Source organism: Nocardioides caricicola (assembly GCF_039541135.1).
GTDB lineage: Bacteria > Actinomycetota > Actinomycetes > Propionibacteriales > Nocardioidaceae > Nocardioides > Nocardioides caricicola.
The window spans coordinates 553,428-570,809 of sequence record NZ_BAABFQ010000005.1; the positions used below are offsets into that span (position 1 = coordinate 553,428).

16 protein-coding genes and 3 tRNA genes are annotated in these 17,382 nt (G+C 71.6%); 10 read left to right on the forward strand and 9 right to left on the reverse strand.

Going from position 1 to position 17,382, the window contains the following annotated elements; genetic code table 11:
- Nucleotides 1-11: 11 nt before the first annotated feature.
- Together ABD875_RS11075 and ABD875_RS11080 are read left to right on the forward strand one after the other, a co-directional pair.
- Nucleotides 12-1,385, forward strand: coding sequence for an aminopeptidase P family protein (locus ABD875_RS11075; protein WP_345176070.1), 1,374 nt, complete (start codon nt 12-14; stop codon nt 1,383-1,385).
- Nucleotides 1,386-1,419: 34 nt separating this feature from the next.
- Nucleotides 1,420-1,896, forward strand: a complete 477-nt coding sequence (locus ABD875_RS11080; protein WP_345176072.1) for a DUF6328 family protein — start codon at nt 1,420-1,422, stop codon at nt 1,894-1,896.
- Here the strand turns inward: ABD875_RS11080 and ABD875_RS11085 are convergent.
- The gene (locus tag ABD875_RS11085; RefSeq protein WP_345176074.1) at nt 1,893-2,306 is read right to left on the reverse strand and encodes a DUF7144 family membrane protein; all 414 of its coding nucleotides are present in this window, start codon (nt 2,304-2,306) and stop codon (nt 1,893-1,895) included. The genes ABD875_RS11080 and ABD875_RS11085 overlap by 4 nt on opposite strands.
- A gap of 179 nt (nt 2,307-2,485) precedes the next feature.
- Between ABD875_RS11085 and ABD875_RS11090 the strand changes: the two genes are divergently transcribed.
- A tRNA-Arg gene (locus tag ABD875_RS11090) sits at nt 2,486-2,562 on the forward strand.
- Nucleotides 2,563-2,726: 164 nt separating this feature from the next.
- Here ABD875_RS11090 and ABD875_RS11095 read toward each other — a convergent pair.
- The 5 genes from ABD875_RS11095 to ABD875_RS11115 all read right to left on the reverse strand — a co-directional run bounded on the left by ABD875_RS11095 (nt 2,727) and on the right by ABD875_RS11115 (nt 5,989).
- Nucleotides 2,727-2,912, reverse strand: coding sequence for a hypothetical protein (locus tag ABD875_RS11095; protein WP_345176075.1), 186 nt, complete (start codon nt 2,910-2,912; stop codon nt 2,727-2,729).
- 32 nt (nt 2,913-2,944) lie between these two features.
- Nucleotides 2,945-3,598, reverse strand: a complete 654-nt coding sequence (locus ABD875_RS11100; RefSeq protein ID WP_345176078.1) for a helix-turn-helix transcriptional regulator — start codon at nt 3,596-3,598, stop codon at nt 2,945-2,947.
- Nucleotides 3,599-3,721: 123 nt separating this feature from the next.
- Nucleotides 3,722-4,771: an adenosine deaminase gene (locus ABD875_RS11105; RefSeq protein ID WP_345176082.1), complete on the reverse strand. Its 1,050-nt coding sequence runs from the start codon at nt 4,769-4,771 to the stop codon at nt 3,722-3,724.
- A gap of 13 nt (nt 4,772-4,784) precedes the next feature.
- Nucleotides 4,785-5,516, reverse strand: coding sequence for a DsbA family protein (locus ABD875_RS11110; RefSeq protein ID WP_345176085.1), 732 nt, complete (start codon nt 5,514-5,516; stop codon nt 4,785-4,787).
- Nucleotides 5,516-5,989, reverse strand: a complete 474-nt coding sequence (locus ABD875_RS11115; protein WP_345176090.1) for a MauE/DoxX family redox-associated membrane protein — start codon at nt 5,987-5,989, stop codon at nt 5,516-5,518. The genes ABD875_RS11110 and ABD875_RS11115 overlap by 1 nt, the downstream gene beginning before the upstream one ends.
- Nucleotides 5,990-6,067: 78 nt before the next feature.
- Between ABD875_RS11115 and orn the strand changes: the two genes are divergently transcribed.
- The 3 genes from orn (at nt 6,068) to ABD875_RS11130 (ending at nt 8,482) form a co-directional block, all read left to right on the forward strand.
- Nucleotides 6,068-6,724, forward strand: coding sequence for an oligoribonuclease (orn, locus tag ABD875_RS11120; RefSeq protein WP_345176094.1), 657 nt, complete (start codon nt 6,068-6,070; stop codon nt 6,722-6,724).
- Nucleotides 6,725-6,764: 40 nt separating this feature from the next.
- Nucleotides 6,765-6,840, forward strand: a tRNA-His gene (locus ABD875_RS11125).
- 154 nt (nt 6,841-6,994) lie between these two features.
- Nucleotides 6,995-8,482 (forward strand): PhoX family protein, encoded by a 1,488-nt coding sequence (locus tag ABD875_RS11130; RefSeq protein WP_345176097.1) that lies wholly within the window; start codon nt 6,995-6,997, stop codon nt 8,480-8,482.
- A gap of 95 nt (nt 8,483-8,577) precedes the next feature.
- Here the strand turns inward: ABD875_RS11130 and ABD875_RS11135 are convergent, their stop codons facing one another.
- The gene (locus ABD875_RS11135; RefSeq protein WP_345176103.1) at nt 8,578-10,164 is read right to left on the reverse strand and encodes an MFS transporter; all 1,587 of its coding nucleotides are present in this window, start codon (nt 10,162-10,164) and stop codon (nt 8,578-8,580) included.
- A gap of 102 nt (nt 10,165-10,266) precedes the next feature.
- On the opposite strand from ABD875_RS11135, the gene ABD875_RS11140 reads away from it, so the two are divergent.
- The gene (locus ABD875_RS11140; protein WP_345176107.1) at nt 10,267-11,130 is read left to right on the forward strand and encodes a bifunctional helix-turn-helix transcriptional regulator/GNAT family N-acetyltransferase; all 864 of its coding nucleotides are present in this window, start codon (nt 10,267-10,269) and stop codon (nt 11,128-11,130) included.
- On the opposite strand, the gene ABD875_RS11145 is transcribed toward ABD875_RS11140, so the two are convergent.
- Both ABD875_RS11145 and ABD875_RS11150 read right to left on the reverse strand, forming a co-directional pair.
- Nucleotides 11,114-13,063: a penicillin acylase family protein gene (locus ABD875_RS11145; protein WP_345176110.1), complete on the reverse strand. Its 1,950-nt coding sequence runs from the start codon at nt 13,061-13,063 to the stop codon at nt 11,114-11,116. The genes ABD875_RS11140 and ABD875_RS11145 overlap by 17 nt on opposite strands.
- Before the next feature lies 1 nt (nt 13,064).
- Nucleotides 13,065-15,083 (reverse strand): ATP-binding protein, encoded by a 2,019-nt coding sequence (locus ABD875_RS11150; RefSeq protein ID WP_345176112.1) that lies wholly within the window; start codon nt 15,081-15,083, stop codon nt 13,065-13,067.
- A 119-nt stretch (nt 15,084-15,202) separates the two neighbouring features.
- Between ABD875_RS11150 and ABD875_RS11155 the strand changes: the two genes are divergently transcribed.
- The 3 genes from ABD875_RS11155 (at nt 15,203) to ABD875_RS11165 (ending at nt 17,350) form a co-directional block, all read left to right on the forward strand.
- Nucleotides 15,203-16,504 carry an FAD-dependent oxidoreductase gene (locus tag ABD875_RS11155; protein WP_345176115.1) on the forward strand — a complete coding sequence of 434 codons (1,302 nt, stop codon included), beginning with the start codon at nt 15,203-15,205 and terminating at the stop codon, nt 16,502-16,504.
- Between the two features lie 62 nt (nt 16,505-16,566).
- Nucleotides 16,567-16,639, forward strand: a tRNA-Lys gene (locus ABD875_RS11160).
- Nucleotides 16,640-16,771: 132 nt separating this feature from the next.
- On the forward strand, nt 16,772-17,350 hold the full coding sequence (locus ABD875_RS11165; RefSeq protein WP_345176118.1) for a helix-turn-helix transcriptional regulator: 579 nt from the start codon (nt 16,772-16,774) through the stop codon (nt 17,348-17,350).
- Nucleotides 17,351-17,382 lie beyond the last annotated feature (32 nt).

Here is a 17,382-nt window from a genome sequence, read left to right on the forward strand (position 1 = left end):
ACAGTGGCCGCGTGAGCGAGCAGAACGAGAGCCAGCCGGCAGCACCGAAGACCGAGTCGCACGACCCCGCCGTCCCCGCCGCGTACGCCGCGTTCATGCGTCAGGGTTGGGGCGATCGCGAGCTCGACCTCGCCGTGGAGCCCGTCGCCGGTCCGGCGGCCGAGCGGCGCGCGAGGCTCGCCGAGGCGTTCCCCGGCGAGCGGCTGGTGCTGCCCGCCGGCACGTTCAAGGTCCGGGCCAACGACACCGACTACCGGTTCCGCCCCGACACCGCGCACACCTACTTCTCCGGCAACCAGACCAGCGACGCCGTCCTGGTCGTCGACGACGGCGAGTCCGTGCTCTACGCGCGCCCCCGCTCCTCGCGCGACACCGACGAGTTCTTCCGCGACCGCCAGTACGGCGAGCTCTGGGTCGGCCGGCGCCCCTCGCTGAAGGAGATCTCCGACTCCCTCGGCATCGAGGTGCGCCACATCGAGGACCTCCCGTCGTTCGACGACGACCGCAAGACCCGCGACATCACCACCGACGACGACCTCGCCCGTGTCGCCGACGAGCTGCGCCTCATCAAGGACGACTGGGAGGTCGCCCAGCTGCAGGAGGCGTGCGACATCACCACCCTCGGCTTCGAGGACTCGGTCCGCGAGTGGGACCAGGCCCTGAAGTACGGCGAGCGCTGGATCGAGGGCACCTTCTTCCGCCGCGCCCGGGCGATGGGCAACGACATCGGCTACGACTCGATCGTCGGTGGCGGCTCGCACGCGACCACGCTGCACTGGATCGAGAACACCGGGGCGATCACGCCCGGCTCGCTGGTGCTGCTCGACATGGGCGTCGAGAACCGCTCGCTCTACACGGCCGACGTCACCCGCACGCTGCCGGTGGACGGCACGTTCACCGCCCTCCAGCGCGAGCTCTACGACCTCGTGTACGCCGCCCAGCAGGCGGGCATCGAGGCGGTGCGCCCGGGCGAGCCGTTCAAGGTCGCCCACAACGCCGCGATGCACGTGCTCGCGCACGGCCTCGAGGACCTGAAGCTGCTGCCGGTCTCGGCCGCGGAGGCGCTCGACCCGGAGAGCCGGGTCTACGCCCGCTGGACGCTGCACGGCACCAGCCACATGCTCGGCATGGACGTGCACGACTGCGGCCGCGCCGCGCCGGACACCTACGCCGAGGGCACGCTCGCCGAGGGCATGGTGCTCACCGTCGAGCCGGGTCTGTACTTCCAGGAGGACGACCTGCTTGTCCCCGAGGAGCTGCGCGGCATCGGCATCCGGATCGAGGACGACATCCTGGTCACCGCCGACGGCTACCGGAACCTCTCCGCCGCGCTGCCCCGGACGTCGGCCGAGGTCGAGGCGTGGATGGCGGAGCACCGCCGCTAGGTTGCCGCCGCCTCGATCTGGGTAACTCCCCCGCGTGGGAGACGATCGCGACGAGACCGACGAGGAACGCCTGGACCGCAAGTTCCAGGACATGCTGCAGGAGCTCCGGATCATGCAGACCGGGGCCCAGCTGACGGCGGGGTTCCTCCTGACGCTGCCGTTCCAGGAGCCGTTCGAGGACCTCGACCAGTTCCAGCGCACCGTCTACCTCGCGCTGGTCGTGGGCGCCGGCCTGACGACCGCGCTGCTGCTGACCCCGGTCGCGATCCACCGCAAGCTGACCGGCACCCACGTGAAGGAGCGCGTGGTGACGTCGGTGCACCGGCTGATGGCCACCGCGCTCGCGACGCTGGCGACCATCATCGTCGGCATCATCTTCTTCACGTTCGACGTGGTCGTCGACCGCACGATGGCCTTCGTCGTCGCCGGGGCGATGGGCGTCGTCGTGGGCAGCCTGCTGCTCGCCCTGCCGTACAGCCTCGCCGGCGGCGCGACCTCGGACCCGGACTAGGCGCCGCGGGCGCGCTGGCCGTAGACGGTGCTGAGCGCCCAGATCACGAACAGGTCGAAGGCGATCACGACCAGGGCCCACAGCGGGTAGTACGGCAGGAACATGAAGTTCGCCAGCGCCGAGACCATCGCGATCACGATGCCCGCGATCATCGCCCAGCCCTGGCCGTAGAGGATGCTGACGCCGATCACCACGGCGAGCACGCCGAGGAGCAGGTGCACCCAGCCCCACGCGGACAGGTCGATGTCGAAGACGTAGTTCGCCGCACTCTCGAACACGTCGTCCTTGGCGATCGCCGAGATGCCCTCCAGTGCCTGGAAGACGCCGACGGTCGTCAGCATCACGGCGGCGAAGATCGTCCCGCCGTCCGCCCACATCATCTCCCGAGGGCTCGCGTTGTGTTGGCTCATGGCCCGAGGCTAGGGACGCGCGACTGCTCCCGAGATCACCCGGTTCGGACGATCTCGCTCGGTCGCGCCACACATCAGGGACCGCCCTGCGTGGCCGGAGCAGGTTCGCGACGGCATCGCCGGGCGCTGACGAACGAGCGAGCGCGTCCGACATACTTGCCCCGGGCCTTGGGCCCTCGGCCTCCGTAGCTCAGCTGGATAGAGCATCGGCCTTCTAATCCGACGGTCGCAGGTTCGAATCCTGCCGGGGGCGCCACGCTCGGCCGCGCTGACGTGCTGAGGTCGGCAACACAGTCGACCCACCACGACCTTGGGCACCCGCTCCACGCAGATGGGTCGTGTGCCTGACAACGCGCTATGCCGCGGCCTCAGGCACACGACCCGACGGCCGACGACCCGAATCCTGCCGGGGGGCGCGCGTCAGCGGTCCTCGGGGATGATCGCCTCCGCGATCGGCTCCTCGTACTGCTCGCGCTCCTCGGGGTCGAAGTCCGGCTGGTCCGGCCGGTTCACATGGTCCTCGGGGTCCATGTCGACGTCGGCCGGGGTCGGCTCCTCCTCCTCGACCGGCTGCTTGGTGCGCTCCAGGTCTCCCGTGTCTCCCATACCGGCCGAGTACCCACCGGATGGAGGGCGTATTACCGCGGGACGGTGGTGTCGATGCTGCGCATCCGGTCCGGCTCGAACCCGTGCCGCAGGCCCCAGGCGACGGCCTGGGAGCGCCGGGCGACGCCGATCTTGCGGTAGCCGGTGCGGATGTAGGTCTTCACCGAGTTGATCGACAGGTACGTCTGCTGGGCGATCTCCTGGTTGCTCAGGCCCTGCACGATGAGCGCCAGCACCTCGGCCTCGCGCGCCGTGAGGCCGTGCTCGCGGCCGGGCCACTCGCCGTTCGCGACACCGTCGGCCACCCCGGCCGACTCCGGCGGGGTGATGGTCTCGCCGCTGTGGATCGCCTCCAGCGCATCCGCGATCTCCGAGCCGCTGAGCCCCTTGGAGAGGTAGCTGGCCGCACCGCGGGCGATGGCCCGCTCGACCAGGTCGGGCTGGGTGTTCCAGCTGAAGATCACGACCCGGTGGCCCCGGCCCGCCACGAGGTCCTCCAGGTCGACCGCGTCACCCTGCACCTGTCCGAAGGTGTCGTAGAGGACGACGTCGACGTCGCTGACGACCGGCAGGCCGGAGTCGAGCTCGACGACACGGATGCGGTCCTGGTGGGGCGCGAGCATCGCCGCGACGCCGGCGACGACGATCTCGTAGTCGTTCACGACCGCCACGCTGATCGGGGGCATGGGCACAGTTCTACCCGAATGTGACTCGGTCGACACGCGCGCCAATGCGACTGAACCAGCCCGGTACGGGATACAAAGGAACTGGCCCCGCTTGGTATGAGCTCGCGGGGCCGATTACTTTTCTCAGCCGCTTTCCGGACGGCCGACGTACTCGTCGATCTCGCCGAGGATCCGGGTCTTGACCGCCTCGTCGGCGAACGACGCGCGGACGCCGGTCCGTGCCAGCTCCGCGACGCCCGCCTCGTCGAGGCCGAGCAGCTCGGCGGCGATCTCGTACTCCCGGTTCAGCGTGGTGCCGAACATCGGCGGGTCGTCGGAGTTGACGGTGATCGTCACGCCGGCGTCGCGGAACGCCCGGATCGGGTGCTCCTCGAGCGTCGCGACCGCGCGGGTGGCGATGTTCGACGACGGGCACACCTCGAGCGGCACGCCGGTCTCGGCGAGGTGCGCGAGCAGCTCGGGGTCCTGGGCCGCCGACGTGCCGTGCCCGATCCGCTCGGCGCCCAGGAGGCGCAGCGCGTGCCAGATCGTCTCCGGCCCGGTGGTCTCACCGGCGTGCGGGACGCTGTGCAGCCCGGCCGCACGGGCCGCGTCGAAGTGCGGCTGGAACTGCTGGCGCGGCACGCCGATCTCCGGGCCTCCGAGGCCGAACGCCACCAGCCCCTCGGGGCGGTGGTTGAGCGCGAAGTCCACGGTCGCGTCCGCCGCCGGCACCCCGGACTCCCCCGGGACGTCGTAGATCCAGCGCAGCACCAGCCCGAAGTCGCGCTCGGCGGCGACCCGGGCGTCCTCGATCGCCTCGGTGTAGGCCTGGATCGACATCCCTCGCCCCTCGTCGTGCGGCAGCACCGAGGTGTACGGCGTGCACGTGAGCTCGGCGTAGCGCAGGCCCTGCTGGGTCGCCATCTCCCGGCCGATCTCGTAGGTGAGGTAGCGGATGTCCTCCGGCGTCCGGACCAGGTCGACGACCGCGAGGTAGACCTCGATGAAGTGCGCGAAGTCGCGGAACTCGAAGAACGTCCTCAGCGCATCCTCGTCGCTCGGAACCGTCCCGGGATGGCGCTCGGCCAGCTCGGAGACGATCCGGGGCGACGCCGAGCCGACGTGGTGGACGTGCAGCTCGGCCTTGGGCAGGTGGGCGATGAAGTCCTTCAGGGATCGCGGAGAGCTCACGCGCCGCAGTCTGTCACTGCAGCTGCTCGACGAGGTTCTCCGCCATCTCCTCCGCCGTACGACCGTCCTGGAAGACCTCGCCGTCCAGCAGGATCGTGGGCGTGCCCTGGACTCCGGCGTCGAACGCCGCCTGGGTCGCGTCGGCCACCCAGTCCGCGGCGGCCCCCTCGCGGATCTTGTCCCCGACGTCGCCCTCGTCGGCCCCGGCCTCGACCGCCCAGTCGACCAGGTCGTCGTTCGTGGGGAACGGGCCCTGCTCCGACGGCTGGTTCTCGAACATCAGGTCGTGGAACTCCTTCGCGACCTCCGGGCCGGACTCGTCGAGCACGATCTTCCACGCGCCCGCGGAGCGCTCGGAGTAGTCGCCGATCGACGACAGCAGGTTGAACGGGCGGTACTCGACCTGCACCTTGCCGTCCGCGGCCAGCCCGGCCAGGTCCTCGCTGCTCGCCAGCTCGAACTGACCGCAGTAGGGGCACAGGAAGTCCTCGTAGATGATCACCGAGTGCGGGGCGTCGTCCGGCCCGATCGTCAGCCCGAACTCGCTGCCCGCGGCCGGCGCGTCGACGTCGGTGGTCGTGTCGAGCGCGCGGGCCAGGAAGAACCCGCCGACCACGATCACGAGCAGCACGGCGATGACGCCGCCCACCATGCGGTTGCGGCGGCGGCGCTCCTCACGCTGCTGCTCGGCCAGCGCCGCGGCGGCGCGGCTGGCTCGGTCGGCTTCGCGGTTCTTCTTCGACATCACGTTCCTTGGGGCTCGGGAGTACGGCGGAACAGCAGCGAGTCCAGCGCCAGTCTCGTGGACGGCTTCCAGACCAGAAAGAGGGAGGCGAGCAGCAGCGCGGCGTCCCGGGCGATCTCCCACGGGTACTTGTCCGCGGCGTCCGGGTCGTAGCCACCACCACCGAAGCAGCCGCAGTCGATCGTGATGCCGCGCGCCCACGCGGACGCGATGCCGATGATGAACAGCACGAACAGCACGGCGGACGCCGCGGCCATCCAGCGGGTCAGCAGCCCGAGGACCAGACAGAGCCCGATCACGATCTCGAGGACCGGGAGCAGCTGGCCGACCGGCTGGACCAGCTCGCCCGGGAGGAGCTGGTAGGCGCGGACGGCGTTCACGCTCTGGGCGGGATCGGGCAGCTTGAGCGCGCCGGCCACGATCCACACGCCGCCCACGACCACGCGCGCGAGCAGGCCGACCCATTCCCTCACGCGCCCGAGCCTAGGGCCCGACCCTGAGTGGGGGCTGAGCGGCGAAGGTCCCGAATCGCTGGGACTAAGGTTGCGGGTGTGAACGAACGACTGGTCTGGATCGACTGCGAGATGACCGGCCTGGATCTCGGCGCCGACGCGCTCATCGAGGTCGCGGCCCTGGTCACCGATTTCGACCTGAACGTGCTCGGTGAGGGCATCGACCTCATCATCAAGCCCCCGGCCGAGGCACTCGACCAGATGAACGACTTCGTCCGGGACATGCACGAGAAGTCCGGCCTGAGCCGGGAGCTCGACGCCGGCATCACGCTCGAGGAGGCCGAGGAGCGGGTGCTCGCCTACATCAAGGAGCACTGCCCCGACGGCAGCCGGCCGCCGCTGGCGGGCAACACCGTCGCCACCGACCGGGCGTTCCTCGCCCGCGACATGCCGAACCTGGAGTCCTTCCTGCACTACCGGATCGTCGACGTGTCCTCCATCAAGGAGCTGTCGCGGCGCTGGTTCCCGCGGGCGTACTTCCAGGCGCCGGCCAAGCGCGGCAACCACCGGGCGCTGGCCGACATCCAGGAGAGCATCGAGGAGCTGCGCTACTACCGCGAGGCCGTCTTCGTGCCCTCCCCCGGCCCGGACAGCGATGCGGCCCGGGCGATCGCCCTCAAGCACGGCGGCGCGCTCACCGGTCTGACCGCCGACGCACCGTCCGGCGACCGGCCCGATTCCCCGAACGCGGACTGAGTCCCCTACACTTTCTGCTCGGTCCGTCAGGACCGGCTTGGTGGGTATAGCTCAGCTGGTAGAGCGCTGCGTTGTGGTCGCAGATGTCGCGGGTTCAAGTCCCGTTACTCACCCCAGTGCGACGAGCCCCCGACCTGATGTCAGGTCGGGGGCTCGTCGCATCTCCCCTTGGCACCCCCGACTGCCGGGTCTAGCGTGTCGAGATGGGCCGAGGCCCACCTCGGCCACGTTCGACCCGGGAGGTCGGAAATGGCACTAGATCGTCGCAGCGTGTTGAAGACAGGGGCCGCGGCGGCAGGCGCCGCGCTCACCGGAGGCCCCTTCCAGGGGCTGCTCGCCGAGTCGGCGTCGGCCAAGCCGGGACACCACCCTCGGTTTGACCTGGTGCCGGCGCTCGACCGCCGTGACGGCCAAGTCCGGCTGCACCTGCCCCGGGGCTTCTCCTACCGCTCCTTCCACGACACGGAGCTGCCGGTGACCCTCGGCGACGGCACCCTGCTTCCCGGACGGCACGACGGCATGGGTGCGTTCCCCGGCCCTCACGGCAACATCCGCCTGGTCCGCAACCACGAGATCACCAACTCCGCAACCGCCACCGCGTTCGGACCGGGTGCTCCGTACGACGCGAACGCCGGTGCGGGCTGCACGACCGTCGAGGTCACCAAGTACGGCGAGGTCGTCGACTCCTACACCAGCCTCAACGGCACCATGTTCAACTGCAGCGGGGGTGTCATGCCCTGGGGCTCGTGGATCACCTGCGAGGAGACGATCAACGGTCCCGACGTCGGCCCGGACTTCCAGGGTGTGCCCAACACCCACCTGGAGGAGAAGCACGGCTACATCTTCGAGGTGCCGGCGGACGGCCAGAGTAACCGCCAGCCGATCACGCGCGCCGGGCGCTTCCCTCACGAGGCCGTGTCGTTCGACCCGGTCGACGGCATCCTCTACCTGACCGAGGACAACTTCGAGTTCCCCTCCGGCTTCTACCGCTACATCCCCAAGCACCACCCGATGGATACCGGATTCCTCGACAACGAGGGGCGACTGCAGATGCTCGCGGTCAAGGGTCGTCCACTCGCCCACCTGGAGGCACGGCAGCAGCGGCGCGCGACGTACAAGGTCGAGTGGGTCGACATCGACGACCCGGACCCGACGATGCCGGCCGGCACCACCAACGACCAGGCGCTGGTCAAGGTCGGCGACCAGGGCCGGGCGCAGGGTGCTGCGCTGTTCTCCCGGCTCGAGGGCCAGGTCTACGAGGACCACGTCGTCTACTTCACCTCCACCCAGGGCGGTGGTCCGGCCGAGCAGGACTGGGGCGCCGCGGACGACGACGACGACAACGCCAGCGGCTTCGGCAAGGGCAACGGTCAGGTCTGGGCCTACCACTGCCGGTCGAAGACGCTGCAGGTCGTCTACCAGGCACCGGTGGACGACACGGAGGCCAACCTCAGGTTCGATTTCCCCGACAACATCACCACCAGCAAGCGCGGCACGCTGGTGGTGTGCGAGGACAGCGCCGTGGACAACTACATCCGCGGGCTCTCGCGAGGCGGACAGCTGTGGGACATCGCCCTGAACCGGCTGGTGAGCCAGGTCAGCACGGACCCGGTCACCGGTGAGTACCGACAGCGGTACGCCGACGAGTTCGCAGGGTCGACCTTCTCGCCCGGCGGCCACACCCTCTTCGTGAACATCCAGGCCAGCGCCGGCATGACGTTCGCCATCTGGGGGCCGTGGCGCAAGATCGGGGTCTGACACCGGTCACTCCGGGATAGTCCCTCACGTTGTGGTTGCCCGGTACGGCGTGTCGGCAGCCACAACGTTCGGGACTATCCCGGCGCTCGGCTGTCTCAGCCGCCGACGGCCGGATCCGCCTGCGCGGGCGCGGGGTCGGGGAGCCGCATCATCCGGAAGGCGACGGCGATCCCGGCGAGCGCTGCGAGGAGTGCGACGACCAGCGCGACCTGGAGCGCGAGGTCCCGGGCCTCGTCGTTGATGCTGAGGACCTCGTCCTGGACGTCCTCGGGCTGGTCGACGAGGAGCTCGCCGAGCTGGGCGTCGCTCATCACCTGCGCGTCGTCCTCGAGCACCTGGGCGACGCGCTCCTGGTCGGCGGGCGGCAGCACGTCGCTCGACTCCGCCATGTTCGTGAAGGAGATCGACAGCGTGGCGAGCATGATCGCGCCGGCGAACGCGAGACCGAACGAGAGACCGAACGACCCGGTCGCCGAGGTGACCCCGGCCGCCTCGCCGACGCGCTCCTCCGAGATGGGGGCCAGGGCGTAGTTGTTCAGCTGCGACGCGAGCAGGCCGAGCCCGGCGCCGGCGAGCATCAGCGGGATCACCAGGTGCCAGCCGGAGTCCGCGCGAGGCACCAGCACCACGAGCAGGGCGATCGACGCGGCGAGCAGCACGAAGCCCGCCCGGACGATGCTGCTCGCCCGCCGCCGGCCCGCCCGGCGCCCGGCGAGCAGCGCGACGCCGAACATCGTGAGCGACAGCGGCGCGAGGGTGATGCCGGCCTCGAGCGCGTTGTATCCCCACACGAGCTGCAGGTAGATCGGCAGGGCGATCAGGAGTCCGCCGAGCGCTACCTGCTGCAGGAAGATCTGGGAGACGCCGGTCCGGAACAGCTGGGAGGCGAACAGGGTCGGGTCGAGCAGGACCGGCTTGCCCTGACGCTTGCGCCGGAGGAGCCAGTACACGAGACCCGCCATCGCGGCGGAGCCGATCGCGAGCAGCAGCGCGACCGACTCGCCGCCCTCCTGCCACACGAGCACGCCGATCACCAGGCCGCCCATGGCGACCACCGAGAGGCACGCGCCCACGACGTCGATCGACCGGTCTCCGGCGTACGGCACGTCGCGGATGCTGCGGCTCCCGATCAGCACGACGAGGATGATCAGCGCCTCGATGAGGAACCCGACGCGCCACGACAGGACGGTCGTGACGAAGCCGCCGATCAGCGGACCGATCGCCGCCGCGATCGCCGCGGACGCGCCGACCAGCGCGAAGATTTTCGCGCGCGCCTTGCCCTCGAAGTTGCCGTGGATCAGCGACTGCATCGCCGGGAGGTAGAGCGAGGCGCCGAGCCCGCCGAGCACCGCCCAGAAGACGATGATCGCCGTCAGGCTCTGCGCGAAGACCATCGCGAGCGCCCCCACGGCGTAGAACACCATGCCGGTGACGAACGCGCGCTTGCGCCCGAACAGGTCACCCACCTTGCTGCTGATGAGGATGAACGCGGCGGACACGAGGGCCTCGATCGCCACGGCCGACTGGACGCCGCTCACGGTCGTGTCGAGGTCGTGGACGACGGCCGAGATCGACACGTTCATGAACGACGTGTCGATCACGAACACGAACATCGCCGCCGCCAGGAGGATCCCCTGCCGGGGCGTGCCGGTGTCGTCGGTGCTCGACGCGGTCTGGTTCACGGCGCCATCGTCGGCTCTGCCGGGGTGGTGGCGCCTCACCCGGCGACGGGTGGGCCGGGCCACCCGTTCGACAGCCGCCAATTCTCTGACTAAGGTCAGAGAATGGATCCGGACACCGCCACCCTGCGCCGGTTCAACCGTACCTACACGCAGCGGATCGGGGCGCTCGACGAGTCGTTCCTCGGGACCGGCCGTCCGCTCGGCGTGACCCGGCTGCTGTTCGAGATCGGGTACGACGGCGCCACGGTCCGCGAGCTGCGCGACCGGCTCGACCTCGACTCGGGGTACCTCACCCGGCTGCTGCGCCGCCTGGGCGACGACGGCCTCGTCGAGGTGCACCCCGACCCGGCCGACCGTCGCCGGAAGGTGGCGACGCTGACCGCTGCGGGCCAGCGGGCCTGGCGCGACCTCGACGACCGCTCCGAGGAGCTCGCCCGCGCGATCGTCGGCCCGCTGACGCCACGGCAGCGCGAGCGGCTCACCGAGGCGCTCTCGACCGCCGACCTGCTGGTGCGGGCCGCGACCGTACACCTGCGCGAGGTGTCCCCCACCGACCCGGTCGCCCGCGAGGCCGTGCAGCGGTACTTCGACGAGCTCGAGCGACGCTTCCCCGACGGCTTCGACCCCGGCGAGCCCGACCACCGCGGGACGTTCCTGCTCGCGTCCAGCGACGGGCAGCCGGTCGCGTACGGCGGTGTCCAGCAGCTCTCGGACGAGACCGGCGAGATCAAGCGGATGTGGGTCGCCGACGACTGGCGCGGCGCCGGCCTCGGCGCCCGGATGCTGCGCGAGCTCGAGTCACTGGCGGCCCGGCTCGGCCACACCCGCGTCGTGCTCGACACCAACGGCACCCTGCGCGAGGCGATCGCGATGTACGGCCGCGCGGGCTACACCGCGGTCGAGCGCTACAACGACAACCCGTACGCCGAGCACTGGTTCGCCAAGGAGCTCATGGCTCCTCGGTGAGCCGCTCCCAGTCCGTGACGATCGGCGCGAGCTCGCCGTCGACCCAGAGCGCGAGCTGGTCAGGAACCACCCAGCCGCCTGCCGCCCGGTCGGCGAGGTCCCAGACGTAGCGGGCCACCGAGCCGCGCGAGCAGACGTCGGTCACCCCCGGGATCGACGAGGTGCAGCGGACGCAGTCGTAGTCACCCGACACGGGCAGGGCGGGGATCGTGAACCCCAGCGCGTGCAGCGGCTGGAAGACGTGGGTCGCACCCCACGTCGCCGGGTGGCCGACGGCCTCCTCAGCCGCTGCCTGGGCATGCGCGCGGACGTCGATGCCGAACGGCGTGCCCGCGCGCACGAGCGACTCGATCGCGAACCCGACCTTGCTCGTCAGGTCGAGCCACGGCGCGAGCACCGGGTTGTCGACGAGTGGCTCGGTGAGCGGCGCGAGCACCGGCTCGGCGGCGATGCGGCGTACCAACGCGGACCGCCAGGCGGCGAACGCGGCCGCTCCTCGGGAGTCGGCGGACATGTGGCCGTCCCACGCGAGGACCGTCTCGCGGACCGGCCCCGGGTCGAGCTCGCGGGCCAGGTCCTGGAAGAGGGCGAGCGTCGGCAGCAGGTCGTCGTCATGGATCGCGCGGAAGTCTTCGGTGGTCAGGTCGCGGCGGCCGTCGAGCAGCGCCCGGATGCGCGCCGCGCGGTGCGGCGGCGCGAACGACGTGCCGATCGGGTCGCTCTCCGGGCCGCGGCGCTCGTTGGCGGTGACCACCTGCCCGTCCGGCGCGACGTCGTGGGCCGGCAGCTCGTCGAGCCACCCGGTCCACGCCGACTCCGGTCCGACGACGCCGCGACGGTTGGCCTCGGGCCGCACCGGCACCCGCCCGGCGTTGCGGAACCGCACCGCCCCGCTCCGGTCGGCGGCGATCACGTTGTTGACCGGCTCGACCCAGTCGTCGAGAGCGGCCATCACGTCCGCGGCGGTGCGGGACCTCAGCAGCGGCAGGAAGGCGTCGAAGCCGAGGTCGTCGAGCACCACCGACGCGGCGCGCAGGCTGAGCCCGCGACCCTCGTCCACCGAGCCGGCGAACACCGGGCCGCGCGCCGTCACCACGATCTCCAGCACCTCGCCACCGAGCACCTCGGTGCGCGCACTCGCGGGCTCCCAACCGGACGGTCCCAGCGCTTCGACGCCGTCAGCGGTACGCCGCAGCCGCTCGTCGTACACGTCCTGGTAGTCGGCCATCGCATTGGTGATCGCCCACGCGACCTCGCCGGCGTGGGCGAAGTGCTGGATGCCCGGCACGCCGGGGAACGCGAAGCCGAGCACGTCGAACTCGTCGCAGGACAGCCGCACCTGCTGGTAGACGTTCGGGTGCTCGAGCCCGCGGTGCGGGTCGCCCCCGATCAGCGGGAAGCCGGTCGCGGTCCGGTCACCCCCGACCGCCCAGGCGTTGCTGCCGCTGGCCAGCGGCCCCTCGTGCGACAGCAGCCGGGCGTCGTCGCCGAGCACCTCGCGCGCCCGCGCCTCCCAGAGCTTGCCGGGCAGGCTCGCGAACAGCAGGTGCTGGGCGAGGAACACCGCGAGCGGCGTCCACGGCTCCCACGCGGCCGGGCTCAGGCCGAGCTCGCGCAGCTCCGGGGCGTCGTCGTGCAGGCCGTCGTTCACGCCGTCGACGTACGCCGCGACGAACGCCGCGGACTCCGGCCGCAGCCGCGCATGGGCGCGGCGCGCGGTCGCGGCGATCCCGGTCCTGCGGGCCAGCCGGTCCCACGGCAGCCCGGCCGGGCCGAGCACCTCGGCCGTGGTGCCGGTGGCCCGGCGCCGGAGGTGCTCGAGCTGCCAGGCGCGGTCGTGGGCGGTCACCCGGCCCTGCCCCTCGGCGAGGTCCGCGACGGTGCTGGCGCGCACGTGCGGGACGCCGTACGCGTCGCGGTAGACCCGGGCCATCTCAGACGTGGGTGAGCAGCGGCAGCCGGACGAAGAACGTGGTGCCCGCGCCCGGCTCGGACTCGACGCGCATGTCACCGCCGTGCTTCTCGACGATCGCGTGCGCGATCGACAGGCCGAGGCCACTGCCGGGGATCGCCTGCTCCTGGGCCAGGGAGGAGCGGAAGAACCTGCTGAACAGCCGCTCCTGCTCGGCCCGCGGGATGCCGATGCCGGTGTCGGCCACCGAGATCACCGCCGAGTCCCCCTCCGCCAGCAACGTCACCGTGACGCGCCCCTCCTCCGGCGTGAACTTCACGGCGTTGCCGACCAGGTTGATGACCACCCGCTCGAGCATGTCGCGGTCGCCGAGGAACGGCACCGGCTCGTCGGGCAGGTCGACCACCAGCTCGAGGTCGCGCAGCTCGGACGTCGGCGCGACGACCGTGCAGGCGGCCGCCACGATCTTGCGCAGGTCGACGAGGCGGTCGACCATCGCCATGCCGTCCTCCTGGACCCGCGAGAGCGTCAGCAGGTCGTCGATCAGCGACAGCAGGCGGGTGCTGTTGGCCGCGACCCGGCCGACCGCGTCGAGCTGGGGCGCCTCGAGCTCGCCGTACACGCCCTCCTGGAGCATCTCGGTGTAGCCCAGGATGCTGGTGATCGGGGTGCGCAGCTCGTGGCTGACGCTCGACACGAAGGCGTCCTTGACCTGGTCGACCTCGCGGAGCCGCTCGACCGCCTGCCGCTCGGTCTCCAGCGCCTCGACGAGCTTCTCCTGCGCGCGCACCCGCTCGGTGATGTCCTCGGAGGTGCTGACGTAGCCGGTCACCTCGCCACGGTCGTCGTGGATCCGGTTGAGCGTCATCGAGTGCATCCGCAGCTCGCCGTCCTTGCGCACGAAGCCCATGTCGACCGGGCCCTTGTCGATGACCATGCGGGCGACGGCGACCAGGGTCGGCTCGACGCCGAGCAGGGCGCCCTTGGCCTCGAGCTCCTCGCGCGAGTGCAGCATCTCGGTGGTCCGGCCGAGGAGCTCGTCGGCGGTGTAGCCCAGCAGGCGCTCGGCGCCCGGGTTCACCAGCGTGACCAGGCCGTGCTCGTCGGTGCCGATGATCGCGACGCCGTTCGCGCCGTTGACGATGTTCTGCACCTTGTCGCGCTCGGCCGCGACCTGGCGGGCGCTCTCGAGCTGCTCGCCGACCGCGAGCAGCAGCGGCACCACGACCAGGGCGCACACGATGGCGAACGTCGAGAGCAGGATCCCCTGCGCGTCGGGCGAGAAGCCGTAGCGCGCTCCGGCGTTGGCGAACGGGCCTCGGCCGTTCGTGGTGCACGTGACCGCGAAGGCGAGCACGACCACCATCTGCGACAGGGCTTCGTACGGCGCGGTGCGCAGCGCGCACCACGTCAGCACCGGCACCACCATGAACGCGATCGACGGGAAGTCGTGGGGCAGGAACACCAGCGGCGACAGCGTCAGGATCACGACCCACTGGGCGGCTCGCTCCGACGGGCCGGCCGCGCTCGCGTGCAGCCGCAGCCGCGCGAAGAACGGCACGATCACCAGCTGCGAGCACAGGTTGCTGGTCAGCAGCGCGAGCGCCAGCACGGACGGGTCGCTCCACCCCGTGGCGGTGCTGGTGACGAACGCCGCGGCCCCGGAGACCAGGGCACCGAGCGCCGCCCCGCCCACGAACCGGGCCAGGTCACCGCTCGAGCGCAGCTCGGGCCGGACCCGCCGGCCACCGGCGAAGATCCGCCAGGTCACCCAGGCGCCGGCGGTCATGCCGAGGCCGAGGCCGACCGCGACCTCCGGGTCGCGACCTCCGGACCAGATCGTGCCGACCGCGATCCCCGCGACCAGCACCAGGAGGACCGGCGTGCGCGGCCGCGCCGCCACCATGAGGCAGGCCGTGGCCGCACCGATCGGCCAGATGCCGATCGCCGTACCGCCCTCCGGGGTGGCATGCACGGCGGAGAGACCGAACAGGGTCATGGCAGCGAGCAGGCACGCGACGCGCACGACCCACGACCTCACCACGGACGTCCCTCCCGAGCGGCGGCGCGCCTGATGCACCACCCTCCTCTGACCGACATCTTCGCCCCGAACACGTGCCGTGGCGCGTACGACCTGCCGAGCGGGGCTAGGTTGGCTCGATGAGTTCGGCTCGGAACAGCTACGACGTGGTGGTCGTCGGGGGTGGCCACAACGGCCTGGTCGCGGCGGCGTACCTCGCCGGCGCGGGCCTCTCGACGCTCGTCCTCGAGCGGCTCGCGCGACCGGGCGGCGCCGACCTGGTGTCGCCGCTGCCGGGCGCCGTGGTCACCGACCTCGGGCTGGACCTGCCGCGCGGCAGCCGGAACCCGGCCTGCGGCGACCTGGCCAGCGACCTCGTGCGCGCGGTCGGGCCGACGCTGCTCCAGCCGCTGCCCCTCGAGCGCGACGTCCGGGCCCAGGTCGACCCCGACACCTGGCGGGACTTCGTCTCCACGCCGCTGGGCGTGACGCTCGAGGCCCGGTACGCCGACGACGCCGAGCGCGGACGCGTCGCAGCCGAAGCCCTGACCGGCACGTTCGCGTCCCTGCACGACGAGTCGCTCGCGGCGAACCGCGGCCTCCTCTACCGGCTGCTCGGCGGCACCGCGAGCACCCGCGGCGTGGCGGAGCTGCTGACCCAGGCGGCCGCCGGCGCGGGCGCCGAGCTGGTCACGTCCGCCGGGGTCAGCTCGATCCGCGGCGGCGACGACGGGGCCGAGGTGTCGTGGCACGACGGGATGTCGCAGCACACCGTGGGTGCGCGGTTCGTGCTCTCGAACGTCGCGCCCTGGGTGCTGCAGATCCTGATGGGCGGCGACGAGGACCCGGCGACCAAGCCCGAGGGCGCGCAGCTGCGGATCGACCTGCACCTCGACCGGCTCCCCCGGCTGAGGTCCGGCGCAGACCCGGAGGCGGCTTTCGCCGCCGGCATCGTGGTGGGCAGCGGCTACGCCGAGCTCGCGTCGGCGTACGACGAAGCCGCCGCCGGGCGGATGCCGTCGGTGCTGCCCGGCCGGCTCCAGGGCCGCGGTGACACGCTCACCTACCTCGGCACCCACACCCCGGCCCGGCTGTTCGCCGACGACCCGCAGGGCGCCAAGGACCTGGCCGTCGCGCGGGCGCTGGCCACGATCGACACGCAGCTCGCCGAGCCGATCGCCGACCGCGTGGTGCACCTGGAGGCCCGGACCCCGCAGGACATCGAGCACGACCTGGCGATGCCCGGGGGCCACCGGTTCCATGGCGACCTGGAGTGGCCGTGGGCTCCGAACCGGGCGCGCCTGGACACCCCGGCGCAGCAGTGGGGCGTCCAGACCGACGTCGGGTCCGTGCTCGTCTGCGGCTCCGGATCGCGCCGAGGGGGCGGCATCTCGGGCCTCGGCGGGCACAGCGCGGCGCACGCCGTCCTGGCCTCCAGATGAGGACGACGGCCCCGATTTTTCCGCGACGTCGCCCGCTGGTAGAGTTCACGTCGCTTCACCGCGCGGCATTAGCTCAATTGGCAGAGCAGCTGACTCTTAATCAGCGGGTTCGGGGTTCGAGTCCCTGATGCCGTACATCACGAAGGGCCGGGACGAGTTCCCGGCCCTTCGGCATTTCCCCGCCGTTCCCCCCGTCGTCACGAAATCACCCGTTCGGGCGTAACGCCAGGCGGGCGCGGGACCGTCCGCGCCAGAGACGATGTGGACGTGTCAGTCAGGCCTCCGCGTGTCGGGATCGTGAGCAGCCAGGTGGTCCTCGGCAAGGGTCTCGCCGCCATGCTCGCCGAGCACCCGGAGAGGGCCGTCCTCGCGGACGCGGACCAGGCGGACGTCGTGCTGTACGACGTGCTCGGCGTGCACCGGCACAACGGCGCCGACCTCGAGCGGCTGGTCCGCGAGACCAGCTCGGTGATCCTGGCGGTCAGCCGCGACCTGCGACCGGACCTGCGCGCGCGGGCGATGGCCCGCGGTGCGCACGGATGGATCTCGATGAGCGTCGACTCCGCGCAGCTGGTCGAGGCCGTCGAGGCCGCGGTCGACGGGCACGCGCTGCCGGGACGTGAGGACCGGATCGGGCACGCGGTCGGCCTCACCGAGCGCGAGGTCGAGGTGCTCGCGCTGATCACGCTGGGCATGAGCAACCAGGAGATCGCCGACCGGCTCTTCCTCTCGATCAACTCGGTGAAGACCTACGTGCGCACGGCCTACGCCAAGATCGGCGCCCGCTCGCGCAGCCACGCGGTCGCGTGGTGCCTCCACCACGGGTTCGCGCCGCCCGAGCTCTGACGCATGGCCCCCGACCGGCGGGGGCACCGGGG

Coding starts and splice junctions, on each gene's coding strand:
- ABD875_RS11085 (WP_345176074.1), bottom strand. CDS start 2,306: ATGAGCCAACACAACGCGAGCCCTCGGGAGATGATGTGGGCGGACGGC.
- ABD875_RS11095 (WP_345176075.1), bottom strand. CDS start 2,912: ATGGGAGACACGGGAGACCTGGAGCGCACCAAGCAGCCGGTCGAGGAG.
- ABD875_RS11100 (WP_345176078.1), bottom strand. CDS start 3,598: ATGCCCCCGATCAGCGTGGCGGTCGTGAACGACTACGAGATCGTCGTC.
- ABD875_RS11110 (WP_345176085.1), bottom strand. CDS start 5,516: ATGTCGAAGAAGAACCGCGAAGCCGACCGAGCCAGCCGCGCCGCCGCG.
- ABD875_RS11140 (WP_345176107.1), top strand. CDS start 10,267: ATGGATCCGGACACCGCCACCCTGCGCCGGTTCAACCGTACCTACACG.
- ABD875_RS11145 (WP_345176110.1), bottom strand. CDS start 13,063: ATGGCCCGGGTCTACCGCGACGCGTACGGCGTCCCGCACGTGCGCGCC.
- ABD875_RS11155 (WP_345176115.1), top strand. CDS start 15,203: ATGAGTTCGGCTCGGAACAGCTACGACGTGGTGGTCGTCGGGGGTGGC.